At 68.8% G+C, this 15,916-nt stretch carries 17 protein-coding genes; 8 read left to right on the top strand and 9 right to left on the bottom strand.

Features of this window, described 5'->3' with window-relative positions:
• The first annotated feature begins 101 nt into the window (after positions 1-101).
• The gene (locus ACWCSU_RS00970; protein ID WP_449932687.1) at positions 102-491 is read left to right on the top strand and encodes a hypothetical protein; all 390 of its coding nucleotides are present in this window, start codon (positions 102-104) and stop codon (positions 489-491) included.
• On the opposite strand, the gene ACWCSU_RS00965 is transcribed toward ACWCSU_RS00970, so the two are convergent.
• The gene (locus ACWCSU_RS00965) at positions 466-1,494 is read right to left on the bottom strand and encodes a polysaccharide deacetylase family protein (RefSeq protein ID WP_357707733.1); all 1,029 of its coding nucleotides are present in this window, start codon (positions 1,492-1,494) and stop codon (positions 466-468) included. The two genes, ACWCSU_RS00970 and ACWCSU_RS00965, sit on opposite strands and share 26 nt — an antisense overlap.
• 356 nt (positions 1,495-1,850) lie before the next feature.
• Between ACWCSU_RS00965 and ACWCSU_RS00960 the strand changes: the two genes are divergently transcribed.
• Positions 1,851-2,366 (top strand): pyridoxamine 5'-phosphate oxidase family protein, encoded by a 516-nt coding sequence (locus ACWCSU_RS00960; protein ID WP_449932684.1) that lies wholly within the window; start codon positions 1,851-1,853, stop codon positions 2,364-2,366.
• A 16-nt stretch (positions 2,367-2,382) separates the two neighbouring features.
• On the opposite strand, the gene lysA is transcribed toward ACWCSU_RS00960, so the two are convergent.
• Positions 2,383-3,618, bottom strand: a complete 1,236-nt coding sequence (gene lysA, locus ACWCSU_RS00955; RefSeq protein ID WP_357707735.1) for a diaminopimelate decarboxylase — start codon at positions 3,616-3,618, stop codon at positions 2,383-2,385.
• A gap of 122 nt (positions 3,619-3,740) precedes the next feature.
• Here lysA and ACWCSU_RS00950 point away from each other — a divergent pair, with 122 nt between their 5' ends.
• The 5 genes from ACWCSU_RS00950 to ACWCSU_RS00930 are packed head-to-tail and all read left to right on the top strand — an operon-like array spanning position 3,741 to position 8,552.
• On the top strand, positions 3,741-4,607 hold the full coding sequence (locus tag ACWCSU_RS00950; RefSeq protein ID WP_357707736.1) for an ABC transporter substrate-binding protein: 867 nt from the start codon (positions 3,741-3,743) through the stop codon (positions 4,605-4,607).
• Complete coding sequence (locus tag ACWCSU_RS00945; protein WP_449932681.1) at positions 4,604-5,434, top strand: amino acid ABC transporter permease; 831 nt, start codon at positions 4,604-4,606, stop codon at positions 5,432-5,434. The genes ACWCSU_RS00950 and ACWCSU_RS00945 overlap by 4 nt, the downstream gene beginning before the upstream one ends.
• Before the next feature lies 1 nt (position 5,435).
• Positions 5,436-6,188 (top strand): amino acid ABC transporter ATP-binding protein, encoded by a 753-nt coding sequence (locus tag ACWCSU_RS00940; protein WP_357707809.1) that lies wholly within the window; start codon positions 5,436-5,438, stop codon positions 6,186-6,188.
• Between the two features lie 31 nt (positions 6,189-6,219).
• Entirely contained in the window at positions 6,220-7,803 is a 1,584-nt protein-coding gene (locus ACWCSU_RS00935) for an N-acyl-D-amino-acid deacylase family protein (RefSeq protein ID WP_449932679.1), read from the top strand.
• Positions 7,800-8,552: a serine hydrolase gene (locus ACWCSU_RS00930; protein WP_449932677.1), complete on the top strand. Its 753-nt coding sequence runs from the start codon at positions 7,800-7,802 to the stop codon at positions 8,550-8,552. The genes ACWCSU_RS00935 and ACWCSU_RS00930 overlap by 4 nt, the downstream gene beginning before the upstream one ends.
• Here the strand turns inward: ACWCSU_RS00930 and ACWCSU_RS00925 are convergent.
• Positions 8,521-9,444: a LysR family transcriptional regulator gene (locus ACWCSU_RS00925; RefSeq protein WP_357707743.1), complete on the bottom strand. Its 924-nt coding sequence runs from the start codon at positions 9,442-9,444 to the stop codon at positions 8,521-8,523. The two genes, ACWCSU_RS00930 and ACWCSU_RS00925, sit on opposite strands and share 32 nt — an antisense overlap.
• Positions 9,445-9,496: 52 nt before the next feature.
• Here ACWCSU_RS00925 and ACWCSU_RS00920 point away from each other — a divergent pair, with 52 nt between their 5' ends.
• On the top strand, positions 9,497-10,078 hold the full coding sequence (locus ACWCSU_RS00920) for a GNAT family N-acetyltransferase (protein ID WP_449932675.1): 582 nt from the start codon (positions 9,497-9,499) through the stop codon (positions 10,076-10,078).
• Positions 10,079-10,128: 50 nt separating this feature from the next.
• Here the strand turns inward: ACWCSU_RS00920 and ACWCSU_RS00915 are convergent, their stop codons facing one another.
• The 6 genes from ACWCSU_RS00915 to ACWCSU_RS00890 all read right to left on the bottom strand — a co-directional run bounded on the left by ACWCSU_RS00915 (position 10,129) and on the right by ACWCSU_RS00890 (position 15,892).
• Positions 10,129-10,434, bottom strand: a complete 306-nt coding sequence (locus tag ACWCSU_RS00915) for a hypothetical protein (RefSeq protein ID WP_449932673.1) — start codon at positions 10,432-10,434, stop codon at positions 10,129-10,131.
• Between the two features lie 86 nt (positions 10,435-10,520).
• Entirely contained in the window at positions 10,521-11,276 is a 756-nt protein-coding gene (locus ACWCSU_RS00910) for a hypothetical protein (protein ID WP_449932671.1), read from the bottom strand.
• Between the two features lie 22 nt (positions 11,277-11,298).
• Positions 11,299-12,282: a zinc-binding dehydrogenase gene (locus ACWCSU_RS00905; protein ID WP_449932669.1), complete on the bottom strand. Its 984-nt coding sequence runs from the start codon at positions 12,280-12,282 to the stop codon at positions 11,299-11,301.
• Between the two features lie 143 nt (positions 12,283-12,425).
• Positions 12,426-13,592: an NAD-dependent epimerase/dehydratase family protein gene (locus ACWCSU_RS00900; protein WP_449932667.1), complete on the bottom strand. Its 1,167-nt coding sequence runs from the start codon at positions 13,590-13,592 to the stop codon at positions 12,426-12,428.
• Between the two features lie 9 nt (positions 13,593-13,601).
• Positions 13,602-14,804, bottom strand: coding sequence for a S8 family serine peptidase (locus tag ACWCSU_RS00895; protein WP_449932665.1), 1,203 nt, complete (start codon positions 14,802-14,804; stop codon positions 13,602-13,604).
• 215 nt (positions 14,805-15,019) lie between these two features.
• Complete coding sequence (locus tag ACWCSU_RS00890) at positions 15,020-15,892, bottom strand: SPASM domain-containing protein (RefSeq protein ID WP_449932663.1); 873 nt, start codon at positions 15,890-15,892, stop codon at positions 15,020-15,022.
• Positions 15,893-15,916 lie beyond the last annotated feature (24 nt).

The raw sequence follows: 15,916 nt of genomic DNA, 5'->3' as shown, positions 1-15,916 counted from the left end.
GGGAACCGTCGAACGGCTCCCGTCAGGCAGCCGCGCGCGGCACGGCCACCCGCCTCCCGGGTCGCGGGCAGGTGGCCGGATGGACGTCGGAAGGCCTCGTCATGAAGAGCGGCGAGCCCTCCCGCCGCTCCCCGGGACACCTCAGATCGGTCTGGTTCGCCGTCTACTCGCCCAAGGGCCACCTGCTGCGCAGCTACACCATGCCGGGCAACGTGGAGTGGACCATCGAGCCGTCCCCCTCCGGCCGCCTGATCGCGTCACGGCACCGGGAGCTCACCCCCGACGGCGTGCTCCAGCAGGGCGTCGCCCTGTTCGACACGAAGACGGGCGAGCACGTGCGCACGGTCACGCCGCGGCTGGCCACCGGCTGGTGGCTCGCCGCCCTCCTGCGCTGGGAGGACGAGGACACCCTCACGGTCAGGGCGCAGGGCCCGCCGAGCTGGGCGTGGTGCTCGGGCGCGTCCGTCAGTAGGGCAGGCTCCAGGTGGTGAAGGACTTGCGCAGGTACGGGTTCTTGAACTTCGGGTACGCGACCGTGCTGACGTCGCCGTCGGAGGTGTAGCGCATGTCCGGGTTGTTCTTGAGCCAGTCGAGCCAGGCCGCCGAGCAGAACTGGGCGCAGTCGCCCTTCTTCTCCATGACGCGGATCCGCGGGATGCCGCCCGGGTCGAACGCCTTGCTGAACGGCGAGGGCGCGGGCGTGTACCCGGCCAGGAACGCGCCGGCGTGGTTGTAGAGCTTGCCGTGCAGCGCCCACTCCTTCTTGCTCGGCTGGTTGCCGTACGGCAGGGCGATGGAGTTCGGCTTGACCTTGGTCAGGTCGTCGATCTGCTTGGCGATGCCGCCGATCTGGTCCTCGACCTCCTTCTCCGAACGTCCGCGCAGGTTGACGTGGTCGCGGGTGTGGTTGCCGATGTCGAAGCCGTTGTCCTTGAGCCAGCCCAGCGTCTGGGCCTGCTCCTCGCGCACGGTCTTGCCGAACATGTCGCGGGTGACGTAGAAGGTGGCGGCCGGCCGGAAGCCCGGGTGCTTGGCGGCCACCTCGCGCAGGATCGCCACGGCGGTGTCCGGCTGCGGGACGCCCATCTCGTTCAGGGTGAGCTGCGAGGGCGACGAGTCGTCGAACGTGAGCACCACGGGATGCTTGCCCGCCGGGACGTTGATCTTCCCGGTCACCATCTCCGAGGCGCTGATCGGGACGTAGTCCTCCTTGACCAGCCGTTCGAGGTCCGAGCGGAACTGCTGCGGAGTCCTGTCGTCGGTGGTGGCCGGGTTCTTGATGACCCGGTGGAACATCAGCACCGGGATCTGGCCCAGTTCGTTCGCCTTGACCTTGCGCGCCAGCGCGATCTTGGCCGCCTTGCTCTGCTTCAGCCTGGCCGCGGCCTCGGCCTTGCTGTCGGTGATCTTGGCTGTGTCGGGCGGCGAGTCGCACCCGGTCAGGACGACGGCGACCGCGAGCAGCCCCGCTCCTGTCAAAATACCCAGTCGCATCCGAACCCCCCGAGACGCGTACGACTGTTACAGGTTGGGCCTTACCCAGATGATCAACTGCGCCACGCCGCGACCTCGTCAAAGAAGCGTCAGGGATTGCGAAAAGCGTCATCCCCCGCCGAGGCCGAACCCGCGGGCGAGCAGCGACATCGTGGACGGCTACGGGCCGGACGAACTGGCGGTGATCCTCGGCTTCCTGCGCACCGCCCGCGGGGTCCAGGAGGAACAGGCCGCCCGCGTCAGAGATTCGTCCTGAGTCCGGAAAACATGACACAGGGTGTCGGGTTTCCGGACGAGCATGGTCCTGCCGGCCCAGCCGAACGGGGGCCGGTGCGTACGGACAGACAAGGACCTCAATGCGTGAAACCCCGCAGGAGCTCGAAGAGCTTCAGGCGCTCCTCGACGCCTCACTCTCCCGCTCCACCTCGCACCTGCGCTCGGTCGTCACCGAGCGCACCCTGGACGCCGAGCAGCTCACCCGCGTCCTGACCGGCATGTGCGTCCTCGCCCTGTCCACCGTGACGGCGAAGGGCGAGCCCCGCATCAGCGGCGCGGACGGCCACTTCCTGCACGGCAGGTGGGTCTTCGGCACCGCGCGCGGGGCCGCCAAGGCACGCCACCTGGCGGCCCGTCCGGTGGCCAGCGTCGCGCACATGCGCGGGGAGGACCTGGGTGTGTTCACCCACGGCACGGTGGAGATCCTCAACCCGCAGGACGGCGAGCCGGCCGCCGACTGGCCCGACCTGCTCGCCTACCTCAAGGACTTCTACGGCGAGAACGCCTTCGACTGGGACGACGACGTCGTCTACTTCCGGCTGCACCCGCACTGGATGACCGTCTACGCCCCCGATCTCGCCAAGCTCACGTCCTGACCGGCCGGCGCGGCTCTCACAGGTAGAGCCGCAGCAGGTCCTCCTCGCTCTCCCGGCGGACGACGGCCCGTGCCTCGCCGTCCCGCACCGCCACGACCGGCGGCCGGGGCACGTGGTTGTAGTTGCTCGCCATCGAGCGCTGGTAGGCGCCCGACACCGGTACGGCGAGCAGGTCCCCGGGCCGCACGTCGCCGGGCAGCGCGATGTCGCGCACCAGCACGTCGCCGCTCTCGCAGTGCTTGCCGACCACGGTGAAGGCACCGGCAGGGGCGTCGGAGGCGCGGTTGGCCAGCACTGCGGTGTAGGCGGCGCCGTACATGCCGGGGCGGGGGTTGTCGCTCATGCCGCCGTTCACGCTGACGTACCGGCCCTTGATCGTGCCGATCTCGTAGAGGGCCACCGTGGACGGGCCGGCGATGGACCTGCCCGGCTCGACGGCCAGGTGCAGGCCCTGGGTCTCCTTCCTGAGCACGGCGACCAGCTCGGCGGGCGTGGGCGGGGTGGGGTCGTCCGGCGTGTAGGCGATGCCGAGGCCGCCGCCCAGGTCGAGCCTCATGACGCCGGTCTCGGCGGCGAAGGCGGCCATCCTGGCCGCGGCGGTGGCGAAGCCGTCCAGCTCGAAGATCTGCGAGCCGATGTGGGAGTGCAGGCCGTACAGCTCCAGCGAGGGCTCGGCGGTCACCTGCGCCACCGCGAGCGCCGCGGCGCCGGCGCTGAGCGAGAAGCCGAACTTGGAGTCCTCGCCGCCGGTGGCGATGAAGGCGTGGGTGTGCGGGTCCACGCCCGGCGTCACCCTGATCATCACCCGTTGCCGCACGCCCAGGGAGGCGGCGATCCCGGCCAGCCTGGCGATCTCGGCGAAGGAGTCGACGACCACGCAGCCGATGCCCCAGGCCACGGCCCGGCGCAGCTCGTCGGCCGACTTGTTGTTGCCGTGGAAGACGACCCGCTCGGGCGGCATCCCGCCGGCCATGGCCACGGCGAGCTCGCCGCCCGTGCAGACGTCGAGCGACAGGCCCAGCCGGTCCAGCCAGCGCACCACCTCGGGGCAGAGGAACGCCTTGCCGCCGTAGTGCACGTCGCCGTCGGGGAGCGCGTCCAGCCAGGCGCGGGCGCGGGCGGTGAAGTCGGCCTCGTCCAGCACGTACGCGGGCGTGCCGTGCACCCGGGCCAGTTCGACCGCGCCGATCCCGCCGAGATGCAGCTCCCCGTCGTGCCATGCGGCGGTCTGGGGCCAGATGTCCAAACTCATGAGGGGCGAGCGTAAGCAACCCCGAGGGCTCACGGGGTCGAGCATCGACGGATTCGTTGCTGAGGGTCGCATGCCTTCACGAGACTTGGTGGCGCCTGACGGCCTGGCCACGATGACATGCCATGCGAACACACCTGGTCATCGCCCTGGTGGCGGCCTGCGCTCTCGGCGCGGGATGCGGGAGGTCCACCTCGGGTACGGCGACCCCCACGCCGCCCTCCTCGACCGGCAAGAGCGCCAGCGATCTCGTCCCCGATTCCATCAGGAAGTCGGGCGAGCTCCGCATGGCGACCTCGGAAGGTTATCCCCCGATGGAGATGTACAAGCCGGGCACCCAGGAGATGACCGGCGTCGACGCCGACCTGGCCGTGGCCGTCGGGCAGCGACTCGGGCTGAAGACCCGGATCATCAACGCCTCCTTCGACGGTCTCATCCCCGGCCTCCAGGGCGGCAGGTGGGACATCGCCATGGCCGCGCTCAGCGACCTCGAACAGCGCCGCAAGGCCGTCGACTTCGTCGACTACTTCAACGCCGGCGGCTCGATCATGGTCAAGAAGGGCAACCCCGAGGGCATCAAGACCCTCGAAGACCTGTGCGGCAAGAAGGTCGTCCTGGCCAAGGGCAGCTCCAACCTGGAGATCGGCAAGCGCCAGAACGAGAAGTGCGCCCAGAAGATGGAGATCATGCAGAGCGAGGACGCCCCCACCGGCCTGCTCACCATCGACTCCGGCCGCACCGTCGCCACGATCGTCGACTCCCCCGTGGCCGCCATGTACGCCAAGGAGACCGGCAAGTACGAGGTCCTGGCCGAGCAGTACGACGCCGGCCCCTGGGGCATCGCGATCGACAAGAAGCAGACCGGCCTGCGCGACGCCGTCGCCAAGGCGCTCCAGGAACTGATCGACAGCGGCGAGTACGGCAAGATCCTGGAGAAGTACGGCACGACGGCCAACGCCGTGCCCAAGGTCACGATCAACACCGGCGCATGATGGAGCTCCCGATCGAGGCGGTGAAGCCGCCCAGACCGGGGCGGCTCGTCGCGGCGGCGGTCGCGGCGCTGCTGATGGCGTGGCTGGCCTACACCGTCATCGTCAACCCCAACCTCCACTGGGACGTGATCTCCGAGTTCCTGCTGGACGGCCGCGTGCTCGGCGGCCTGTGGATCACGATCGCGCTCACCGCGCTGTCCATGGTCATCGGCGTCGCCCTGGGCGTGGTCGCCGCCGTCATGCAGCTCTCCGACAGCCCGGTGCTGCGCGGCGCGGCCGGCCTCTACACCTGGTTCTTCCGGGGCACGCCGCTGCTGGTGCAGCTCATCTTCTGGTTCAACATCGGCCTGGTCTTCCCCGAGATCGGGATCGGCGTGCCGTTCGGCGGGCCGATGTTCCTCCAGTGGCCGGCCAACGAGCTGATCACGCCGTTCACGGCGGCGCTGCTCGGGCTGACCATCAACGAGGGCGCGTACATGGCGGAGATCGTCCGAGCCGGCATCCGGTCGGTCGATCCGGGGCAGCAGGAGGCGGCCGAGTCGCTGGGCATGTCGCACCGGCAGATCCTGCGCAGGGTCGTGCTGCCGCAGGCGATGCGGGTGATCATCCCGCCGACCGGCAACCAGTTCATCTCCATGCTGAAGACCACCTCGATGGTCTCGGTCATCTCCGGCGCGGAGCTGCTGACCGTCTCCCAGCGCATCTACCTGGACAACTTCGAGGTGATCGCACTGCTGGTGGTCGCCTCCACCTGGTACTTGCTGCTCACCAGCGTGGCCACCGTCGGCCAGCGCTTTCTGGAGAGGAGGTTCAGCCGTGGCCACTAGCATGGTGAAGATCGAATCGGTGAGGAAGCGCTTCGGCCAGCTTGAGGTGCTGAAGGGCGTCAGCCTCGACGTGCCGGCCGGCGGGGTGGTCTGCGTGGTGGGCCCGTCCGGGTCCGGCAAGTCGACGCTGTTGCGCTGCGTCAACCGGCTGGAGACGATCGACGCGGGCCGGGTGTGGGTCGACGGCAAGCTCATGGGCTTCAGCGAGCAGGGCGGCAAGCTGCACCTGCTGCGGCCCGACGAGCTGTGCCGCCAGCGCCAGGAGATCGGCATGGTCTTCCAGCGCTTCCACCTGTTCCCGCACATGACCGCGCTGGAGAACGTCATGGAGGGCCCGTGCACGGTCAAGCGCCTGCCGAAGGCGAAGGCGGCCGAGCGGGCGAAGGCGCTGCTCGACCGGGTGGGGCTGGCCGACCGGGCCGGCCACTACCCGCGGCAGCTCTCGGGCGGCCAGCAGCAGCGGGTCGCGATCGCGCGCAGCCTGGCCATGGACCCCAAGCTCATGCTGTTCGACGAGCCGACCAGCGCGCTCGACCCCGAGCTGGTGCAGGAGGTGCTGCAGGTCATGCGCGACCTGGCGGCCAGCGGGATGACGATGATCGTGGTGACCCACGAGATGGGCTTCGCCAGAGAGGCGGGCGACCACCTGGTGTTCATCGACGACGGCGTGATCGTGGAGGAGGGGCCGCCCCGCGAGGTGCTGTCCGCACCACGTCACGAACGCACCCGGGCCTTTCTCGGGCAGGTGCTGTGAACGGCTCGCCACTCGGGAAGGGTTCGGCCACGTGAGCCTCGACATGCTGATCAGCGGCGGCCTCGTGGCCGACGGGACGGGCTCGCCGCTGCGCCGGGCCGACGTCGGCGTCCGCGGTGACCGCCTCGTCCTGCTGCCCGGGGGCGGCCCGTCCGACGGCGGCGGAGGGCGGGTGATCGACGCCGCCGGGCTGGTGGTCGCGCCCGGTTTCATCGACGTCCACACCCACTCCGACGCGGTCACCCTGCTCGGCGAGGCGGGCCGGGAGCTGGCCGCCGCGCCCGTGCTCATGGGCGTCACCGTGGAGATCTGCGGCAACTGCGGGTCGAGCCTGTTCCCGGCACTGCCCGAGCGGGTGCCGGCGCTGCGCCGGTCCAGCAGGGCCGGCTTCGGCGGCAACATCCCCATTTTTCAGGACTACGAGGAATTCGTGGAGGCGCACGAGCGGGCTCCCCGGTCGAACCACCTGACCTCCCTCGTCGGCCACGGCACCCTCCGGGCCGGTGTGCTCGGCTACGAGGACCGCCCGGCTACCCCCGCCGAGCTCGACACCATGTGCGCGCTGCTGGACGACGCGCTCGCCGCCGGGGCCGCCGGGCTGTCCACCGGCCTCATCTACACCCCGGGCACGTACGGCGACACCGCCGAGGTGGTCGCGCTGGCCCGTGTCGCGGCCAGGCACGGCAAGCCGTACGTCACCCACCTGCGGGACGAGATGTCCCGCGTCGAGGAGGCGCTGGAGGAGGCCGTCGAGATCGCCCGCCGGAGCGGGGCCGCGCTGCACGTCAGCCACCACAAGACCGCCGGGAAGCACGCCTGGGGCAAGACCCTGCGCACGCTCCCCCGCATCGCCGCGCTGCGCGCCCAGGGCATGGACCTCACCTGCGACGTCTACCCCTACACCGAGGGCAGCACGTCCCTGTCGGCGATGTTCCCCCCGTGGGCCAACGACGGCGGCACCGAGGCGCTGCTCGACCGGCTGCGCGACCGCGGCCAGCGCGACCGGATGCGCGCGGCCATCGAGACGGGCGTGCCGGGCTGGGAGAACACGGTCGGCAACGGCGGCTGGGACCGCATCTCGGTCGCCTGCGCCACCCGTCACCCCGAGGCCGAGGGCCGCACGATCGCCGAGCTGGGCGGCGACCCCGTGGACGCGGCGGCCGAGCTGCTCCTCGCCGAGGAGGGCGAGGTGACGATCATCAGCCACTCCATGCGCGAGGACGACGTCCAGCGGGTCCTGTCGAGCGAGTTCGCCATGATCGGCTCGGACGGCGTGCCCAAGCCGGGCCACCCTCACCCCCGTCTGGCCGGCACCTTCCCCAGGGTGCTCGGCCGCTACTCCCGCGACCAGGGGCTGTTCCCGGTGGAGACCGCCGTCCACAAGATGACCGGCATGGCGGCCGACCGGTTCGGGCTGGAGGACAGGGGCGTCGTACGCGACGGGGCGCACGCCGACCTGGTGCTCTTCGACCCCGGGACGGTCGCCGACGGCGCGACCTACGCCGACCCGCTGCTGCCCCCCGTCGGCATCAGGGCCGTCGTCGTGGCCGGACGGCTCGCCGTGCAGGACAACAGGCTCACCGAGGACAGACCAGGAAGGATCATCGGGCGGTGAACGACATCACGCTCGCCGTCGCGACGCGCGATCTGGCGACGGGCGAGTTCCACGGCGTCAACGAGGACGCCGAGCTGCCGTTGGCCAGTGTCGGCAAGCTGCTGCTGCTGGCCGAGGTGGCGATGAGTGTCGAGGGCGGCATCCTGGCCCCCGACACGCCGGTGACGCTGCACGACGACGACTACTGCGGCGGCTCCGGGCTGCTCACGGCGCTGTCGGCGCGCAGCTGGACGGTCGGCGACCTCGCCGTGCTGACCGCCGCCGTCAGCGACAACACCGCCACGAACGCGCTGCTGCGCACGATCGGCCTGGACCGGGTCAACGCCGCCGCCGCGGCGCTCGGGCTGTCGCGGACCAGGCTGCTCGACCGCATCAGGGAGCCGCGCACCCCGCAGGACCCGCCGACGTTCGCGATCGGCACCGCGGCCGAGCTCTCCGGCCTGGCCGCGCTCCTCGCCGGTCCGGGCGGGTGGCAGGCGCTCATGCGCGGGTGGATGCGCAGGAACACCGACCACGGTCTCGTCCCGGCCCTGCTCAGGCACGATCCCGAGGGCGACTGGCTGGCCAACAAGACCGGCACCGACGAGGGCGTCCGGTCCGACGTCGGCATCATGGACGGCCGCATCGCCTACGCCGTCCTCGCCCACGGCCCGGCGGGCAGCGAGCACGACCTGACCACCGCCGTACGGCGAGCCGGCCTGGACGTCGCCGCCCGCCTCAGCGCAGTGAAGGCTCCAGCGAGTTCCTGAGCTGGGCCGAGGCCGTACGCAGGTAGGCCAGGAACGACCGGGCGGCCGGGTTCGGATTGGTCGGCCGCCTGGCCACGCCGATCCTGCGGAACAGGTTGGGCGTGGTCAGGCGGCAGGTGTGCAGCCCGGTCGCGCCCTGCAGGCCGAGGCTGGGCACCAGCGCGACGCCGAGCCCGGCCCGTACCAGGCCGATCGTGACCTCGTAGTGGTCGCTGCGGCAGCGGATGCGCGGCGAGAAGCCCTCCAGCGTGCTGGCCCGTTCGAGGATCGACACCGGGTGCTCGGCGCCGAACGTGGTGATCCACGGCTCCTCGGCCAGGTCCGCGAGCCGGATGCCGGAGCGCTGGGCGGCGGGGTGGCCGGTCGGCAGCACCAGGAGCTGCGGCTCGTGGAACAGGTGGACCACCTCCACTCCCTCCGGGCACTGCCACGGGTCGAGCGCGTGCTCGAAGACCACCAGCACGTCGAGCGCGCCGCGTTCCAGATCGGGCAGCAGCTCGTACGGCTGGCCCTCCACCAGGTCGAGCGCCACCTTGGGATACCGGGAGGCGAAGCGCGACAGAGCCAGCGGCAGCAACCGGTACCCGGCGGAGGCGAAGAAGCCGATGCGCAGCTCGCCGGCGTCCACCCTGGCCTGGGCGAGCAGGTCCTTCTCGGCCGCCTCGATGATGTCGACGACCTCCTGGGCGCGGATGGCCAGGCGGCGTCCGGCCTCGGTCAGCCGCAGGCTCTGGGCGTTGCGCTCGACCAGCCCGACCCCCGCCTCCTGCTCCAGCCGCGACAGCTGGTGGGACACGGCAGACGGCGACAGCTTCAACACCCGGGCCGCACCGGCGATGCTGCCCGTCCGGAACACCTCAAGCAGGACACGCAGCCGGTTACTACTCAACACGGGACCAAGCGTACGAGCTCCCCCACCTCGCTCCGCGCATAAGATGTCACCGGTGATCGACTCCACCCTTCTGCCGCCGGTCGGGCTGCGCACCGAGCGGCTCCTGCTGCGCCCCTGGCTGCCCGCCGATCGCGAGCCCTTCGCGGCGCTCAACGCCGATCCCGAGGTCATGGAACACTTCCCCGCCACGCTCAGCCGCGAGCAGAGCGACGCGTTCGCCGCCGCCAGCGACGAGGCGATCACCCGGCAGGGCTGGGGACGCTGGGCGCTGGAGAGGCTGGACACCGGCGAGTTCATCGGCTTCACCGGCCTGAACCAGCCCACCTTCGAGGCCGACTTCATGCCGGCCACGGAGGTCGCCTGGCGGCTGAAGCGCGCCTCGTGGGGCCACGGCTACGCGAGCGAGGCGGCCGCCGCCGCGCTCGGCTTCGCCTTCGACCGCCTCGGGCTGGCGGAGGTGGTCTCCTTCACGGCCACGGTCAACACGCGTTCCAGCGCCGTCATGCGACGACTCGGCATGGTCCATGACCCGGGCGGGGACTTCGACCACCCCGTCCTGCCACCCGGGCACCGACTGCGCCGCCACGTCCTGTACCGCCTCGCCGCGAGCGACTGGCGCCGGGCGAGCAGGTAGCCCGCCTCGACGGCGGGTCAGCCCGCCGCCCGGAGGCGGCCGCCCGCGTCTCAGCGCTTGTTGGTGCGGATGGAGATGATCGTGCCGGGCGGGATGGTGGCCGCGGAGACCTGGCCGGGAGAGACCCATGGGCCGACGTTGTAGACGTACCCGACGCTGGGGTTGACGTGCAGGACGGTGATCGCGATCTGGTGCTGCCCCGTGCCGCCGGTGCAGCGGCTCTCGGCCGTCGAGCCGTTCACGCTGGTGGTGCAGCCGTCGGGGACGGCGTGCGCGGCCGGGGCGAGGCCCGCGAGCAGCGCGGTGGTGAGCAGGGTCGCGGCGGGCAGGCCGGTGGCCCACTTCCTGGACAGCATGAGGACGCCTCCTGAGGACCGATGGACGTTCTTTTAGGAAACTTTCCTAAAAGGAACATAACCACTCCCGCTCCGCCGTCAACCCCTCACCCATCCCCCGCCACTCGCGGGCCTGCACAACGTTTCAGCTCCTGTAGGCACTCCTGCAGTTCCGGCGAGATGGGCGTCGGCAACTCCCGGCTCACCGTGCGAGCCGCGGTGTGCCGCTTGCCCAGCAGGCAGTGAAGGTGGAAGTGGAATTGCCCCTCCAAGGTCCTGAAGTGCCATGGAGGATGACCGGAGAAGGACACACCGCAGTGACGGGTGATGTTCTCGTACTGTTTCGAGGCGACCGGACAGAGCTCGAACCGTTTCTGCAGGGAAGAGCGCCAGACTCTCGTGTGCGGGTCGAGCAACAGCTTTCCTCCGACGACTTTGTCCAGTCGCGGCTCATGCCAATGACGAGTCTCCGACGTCAGGGTGTAGTAGGAGCAGACCACCGCATCGTGCCCCTCGTCCAGTCGCGTCACGATCGAGACGAGGCCGGGATCGTAATAATCGTCGGCATCGAACTGGAGCAGCCACTCCACACCGGAGTCCTCGATCAGGTCCAATGCATGGTTCCTGGCCGACAACTGGTCGTAGCCTCCTTGGCCAAGGCTCCTGGAGTACCCCTCGCCGAAGTCCCGGTGAACTTCGCGAACCTTGCTGTAGCGGGAGGCGAGACCGCCGTAGTCGGGAGGACGCCTGGGGCCGGTGTGAAGTACCAGCGCGGTGCGGACAGCGTCGTGTTCGAGCAGATTTCGCAGGGTGAGACCGAGCAAGGCATATTCCGATTCCGAGACCGCGCACCAGATCCCCACTGATGACATTCCGAACCGCCATTCAATCGATGGTCCAATCAATGATCGCCCCGATGCGGTTGCCTTTGTCCCCGAGCAACAACTCGTACGAGGACGCGATCTCACTCGGAGCTACATGATGGGTGATGAGTCCTTCTATGTTGAGCGACCCGTCACGGATGAGGCGAACAGCCAGATCCAGGAGGCTCTGCCATTTCGCGGAGTCGCCGTTCGGCCCCACGGCGCCGGTCTGGTGCACACCGATGATCCGGACATTCCGCCGGAACACCCGGCCTGTCAGGTCGATACTCGTCATCCCCGCCCGGCCGCCGACAAGCAGCAGGGCGCCGCCCACCGCGGTCATCTCGAGCCCTTCCGTGACGGCGGAAGGACTGCCGCATGCCACAAGTACGACGTCGACCTCGTTCTTCACGTCTTCGGCGAGTGGTGCCACCTGTGCGACCCGCTGGACCGCGGCAAGACGGTTCCGATGATGATCCACGGCGGACACCGGCCGCGCACCGGCGATGACGGCAAGACGGGCGATCAGCTGCCCGATGACCCCCAGCCCGATGACATGAACAGAAGTACCGAGCCCGATACCGGCGGTCCTGACCGCGTGAATTCCGATGATCGCCTGGCGGGCGAGGAGCATCGCCTCGTCGGTGACATCGTCAGGAACCGGGTAGATGCAGTCGCTCAGAGCATCACAGTGCGCATACGCCTGATGATGCTGTCTGACGAACACCCTCTGCCCCAGCCTGAGTTCGGGACGAACCCCTTTCACGGCGTCCCCGACCCGCACGATTTCTCCGACGATCCCCGCCCCGGGCCGGATGGGAAATCTCGGACTCGCCGGAGACCCCGGCGGGTGGTAGAGAAACGCCGTCTCAGTGCCGGAACTCATGATCGACGAGCGCGTTCGAACGATCAGGTTGTAGGGCGACGGCGATGAGGGCAGCTCGCGTGGTCTTATCGAGATGTCACCCGGACCTTCGAAGACGACCTCACGTTGTCGGTAACTCACGTCACGGCTCCCACCGGCCCGTAACCCCGCACGCATGGGCTCTTCAGCCCTGAGAGCGGGGGATCATCGTCAATGGCAGAGGCGAGTCTGCTCAGGTGATCCGGCCCGATCGCGACCACCGCACGGACGGTCGCGCTGACGGATCAAGAGCGGTGCCGAAGAGTCCCCTGAAGGGACACGCACCGCCGATACCATTCCGCGTGGGCCCGGACCCCTTCCCGGAGTTCGACTCGTGGACTCCAGCACAGCACGCGTTTGATTCGCTCGATGGCGCCTCCGGTGCGCGAGACGTCGCCCGGTTGGCATGCGCCGCCCAGAATCGGCACGGGAAGACCGACGACCTCCTCCACCATTGAGATCAGCTCCTTCACCGACGTCGCCGAGCCACCGGCGACGTTGAGCACCGCACCCGGCTCCACCGGCAATGTCCCGGCGGCGATGGTCGCTGTCACCACGTCTGCGACGAAGGTTAAGTCGCGTACTTGGTCGCCGTCGCCGAAGAGCCGGAACGGCACGCCGTCCCAGGCAGCCCTCAGCATGCGGTGCAACGCCATGTCCGGCCGCTGCCGGGGACCGTACACGGTGAAATACCGCAAGCTCACGACCGGAAACTGGTGGCTCCGCGCGTACACCCGGCACAGATGCTCGGCAGCGAGCTTGGTGACTCCGTACGGATTTGCCGGCAGCGTCGGCGCCTCCTCGCCGGTGGGCCATGCCTGCTGTTCCCCGTACACCGAGGAGCTGGAGGCGAAGACCATTCGTCTGACGGAAGCGCGGCTCGCCGCTTCCAGCAACCGCTGCGTGACACCCACGTTGTTCCGGCCGTACGCCGCGAAGTTGTCACCCCATGACGTTCGTACGCCTGGCTGGCCGGCCATATGGAACACCACATCGACCTCACCCAGGAGCCGGTCGATCTCGACACGGGCGAGATTCGCGTTGACGAACTCGAAGCGCGGGTGATCGACGGCGCCCGCCAGATTCCCGCGCTTGAGTGCGGGCGAGTAGAAGTCGCTGAAGCAGTCGATTCCCCGCACACGATGGCCCTCGGCGAGCAGTCGCTCGACGAGGTGGCTTCCGATGAATCCGGCGGCACCGGTTACCAGAGCGCGCACAACTCCGCCTGATCGCGATCGATGCCCGCTGTCGGCGGCCTGGACCACAGCGCCGGCTCCGGCGTTCAGCGCGACGTCCGCCGAGGGCTCGTGCACCGCCTCCGAGCGGACGGAGGTGGCGCATTCTGGGGTCACCGCGATCCACAGGTCTGTCTCGCGGTCGCGACAACGGTTCACCCGGTCTGTGCCCTCCATCAGGCCAGCTCACTTCCAATTCCGTGCCAATGTCACCGCTTGGACCGCGTCCACCTTGCCGTAGCCGAACCAGGGGCTCCACCCATGGTCGTTGAACGACCCCTGACCGAAGGGAGTGACGGGAGGAAGGTCCCATGCGGAATCAGGTGACGCGGGCGAAGGCGGTCCGTAACCGGCGTGGTCCAGATCCTTCGAAGCGGATTCCTGCAAGACCCGGCACACTTCCAACGCCGACAGTCCTGAGTTCACACTCACCACCAGCGCGGCCGTGCCGGCAACGAGCGCCGCCGCACCCGAGGTGCCCTTGAACCGATGGGTTGGTTTCGCCGGGTCACCCGTGGCCGTCGTGAGCCCCAGACCGGCCAGCATGTCACCCCGGAACACCCGCGAGTTGCTCGACGGCGCACAGAGATCGATTCCCGGGCCGTAACACGAGTAGTGGCAACGCCGGGCCAAACTTGAAACAGAGCTCACATGCAACACGCCCGGCAACGGGACGAGAACGTTGCGAAACGTCCTTGAGCGCTTGACGTCCGGCCCGAACGGCCTGCCCCTCCCGAAATGGGCCTCGTACGGTATCGCGGTCCCGGAACTGAACTGGATCGGACAGTTGGAATTACCTGCCGCACAGACGACGACAACTCCTCTGCCGCGCCGGCCTCCGCACTCCGTGAGCTCCCCGATGCGGTCGACAACGGTACTCGACAGCAAGAAGTACGGGAGTTTCGACCAGGAGATCAGAAGCACGTCCGCCCGTTCGGCCACGTAATCCAGGATGCGAAGTATCGCATCCTCCGAGACATGGGCGAGGTTGGCATCGGTCGGCAATCTGATCGGCAGTAACCGGCATGCCGGCGCGACGCCGACAGGCTGGTCTCCGCCGACCGCCGAGATCAGCGCGCACATTGAGGTTCCATGATGCTGACCGGGCAGGTACATCCCCGAGCCCATGCTCCTCGACGTGGCCATGGTGCGCAGTTCCCTGCCCTCGAAGTATCCCCATCCGGCGAACTTCTCCAGCCCGCCGAAAGCAGGATGGTCGAGCCGGCACCCACTGTCGGTGGTCGCGACCACCACATGAGGGTCGCCGAAGTTGTTCAGCTCAGCCCACGCCTCGTCGCAGCGAAGCGATGAACGGACATCTACCTCATCGTGCTTGAGCCGACTGTGGAGATGCCACTGCGCATGGTAGAGGCCGCCAATATCGATCACGCCACCTCCAGCACGGAGTGATCTCAACGAGTGGGAACAGGTGAACCGTCGGCGCTCTCGAAAAGCACCTCGAAGAGCGCCTCCGCAGACGCGGTGGTCGGCGTCGCGACTCCGAGCGTAGCTCGGAGTCTGCCGCCCAGGTCGTCGGCCATCCTCAAAGGAAAGAAAATTCTCTGCTGTCTCCGGCCCTTCGGGAGGACGGGCCTCGAACCGTGTCACGTGTCACGGCCGCGATAGGCGCCCGGCAGGGCGTACTCACATCGCCGGCAGAGAACATCCGAATCCGGATCGTTCAGCGCGGCAAGAGTCCGCGCGAATCCCGGCCCCGTCGCGATCTCCTGGTACGTCTGGTCCCCCAGATTGCCGAGCCGGTGTTCCAGGCCGTAGTCCATGCTGCAGAGGTGTACGTCCCCGTTGGGCAGAAGAACGTTGGCGAATATGCGGTCCTTGCGGCATATCAATGTCGTACGCGCGTTCCGTGCCGCGATCTCGGCTGCGCTGAAAGCCACGCCGACCGCTGTGGACGAGCATTTCACATTGCCTGCACGACTTTGGATGCGTCGAGTGGACCACATTGCGTCGAGTTCGGTCGCGATCCGCGGGTGGGGCGTGCCGATGGTGTGGTACTCAAGATTATGGATCGCGCTCGACGCCAACAGCCTCAGCAACGAGACGTACTCGGCGCCCACCTTCTTGCGCATCTCCCCTCCGCCGTCGGGCAGATGCACCAGAAACCGTTTGAACGGGATGCCGGCGAGGCGGGACACGTCCTCGGCCGTCATCCGATCCGCAGTCGTGAAAACAGCTATCGTGTGGCCGCGCTCATGCGCGATGTGAATCATTTCGACGCAGTCTTCGGCGTGCCAGGGTTCGCTGAAGCCGGAGAAGTGGATGTGCACGGACGCCGGAACGGTGTCGATGTACGCCCTGAACGACTCCCGGGTCATGGTGTGGAGCAACGCCCGCGGAGCTCCGCCCCCGTCCGGCTCCTTGTGATAGGCGCGGACCACCGTCGACTGCGGGCAGTAGGAGCACCGCAGCCGACAGCCGATGTTGGTCGTGATCTCAAGGACGCGTTGCGGCGGCACCTTGTCTCCTCCATGCCCGTGCCG

This window comes from Nonomuraea sp. NPDC001699, assembly GCF_053596455.1.
This window is presented reverse-complemented; position numbering and strand designations above follow the sequence as displayed.

Excerpts from the sequence above, each read along its gene's own strand:
- lysA (WP_357707735.1), bottom strand. The coding sequence starts at position 3,618 with ATGAGTTTGGACATCTGGCCCCAGACCGCCGCATGGCACGACGGGGAG.
- ACWCSU_RS00960 (WP_449932684.1), top strand. The coding sequence starts at position 1,851 with ATGCGTGAAACCCCGCAGGAGCTCGAAGAGCTTCAGGCGCTCCTCGAC.
- ACWCSU_RS00915 (WP_449932673.1), bottom strand. The coding sequence starts at position 10,434 with ATGCTGTCCAGGAAGTGGGCCACCGGCCTGCCCGCCGCGACCCTGCTC.
- ACWCSU_RS00965 (WP_357707733.1), bottom strand. The coding sequence starts at position 1,494 with ATGCGACTGGGTATTTTGACAGGAGCGGGGCTGCTCGCGGTCGCCGTC.
- ACWCSU_RS00945 (WP_449932681.1), top strand. The coding sequence starts at position 4,604 with ATGATGGAGCTCCCGATCGAGGCGGTGAAGCCGCCCAGACCGGGGCGG.
- ACWCSU_RS00950 (WP_357707736.1), top strand. The coding sequence starts at position 3,741 with ATGCGAACACACCTGGTCATCGCCCTGGTGGCGGCCTGCGCTCTCGGC.
- ACWCSU_RS00900 (WP_449932667.1), bottom strand. The coding sequence starts at position 13,592 with ATGGAGGGCACAGACCGGGTGAACCGTTGTCGCGACCGCGAGACAGAC.
- ACWCSU_RS00970 (WP_449932687.1), top strand. The coding sequence starts at position 102 with ATGAAGAGCGGCGAGCCCTCCCGCCGCTCCCCGGGACACCTCAGATCG.
- ACWCSU_RS00940 (WP_357707809.1), top strand. The coding sequence starts at position 5,436 with ATGGTGAAGATCGAATCGGTGAGGAAGCGCTTCGGCCAGCTTGAGGTG.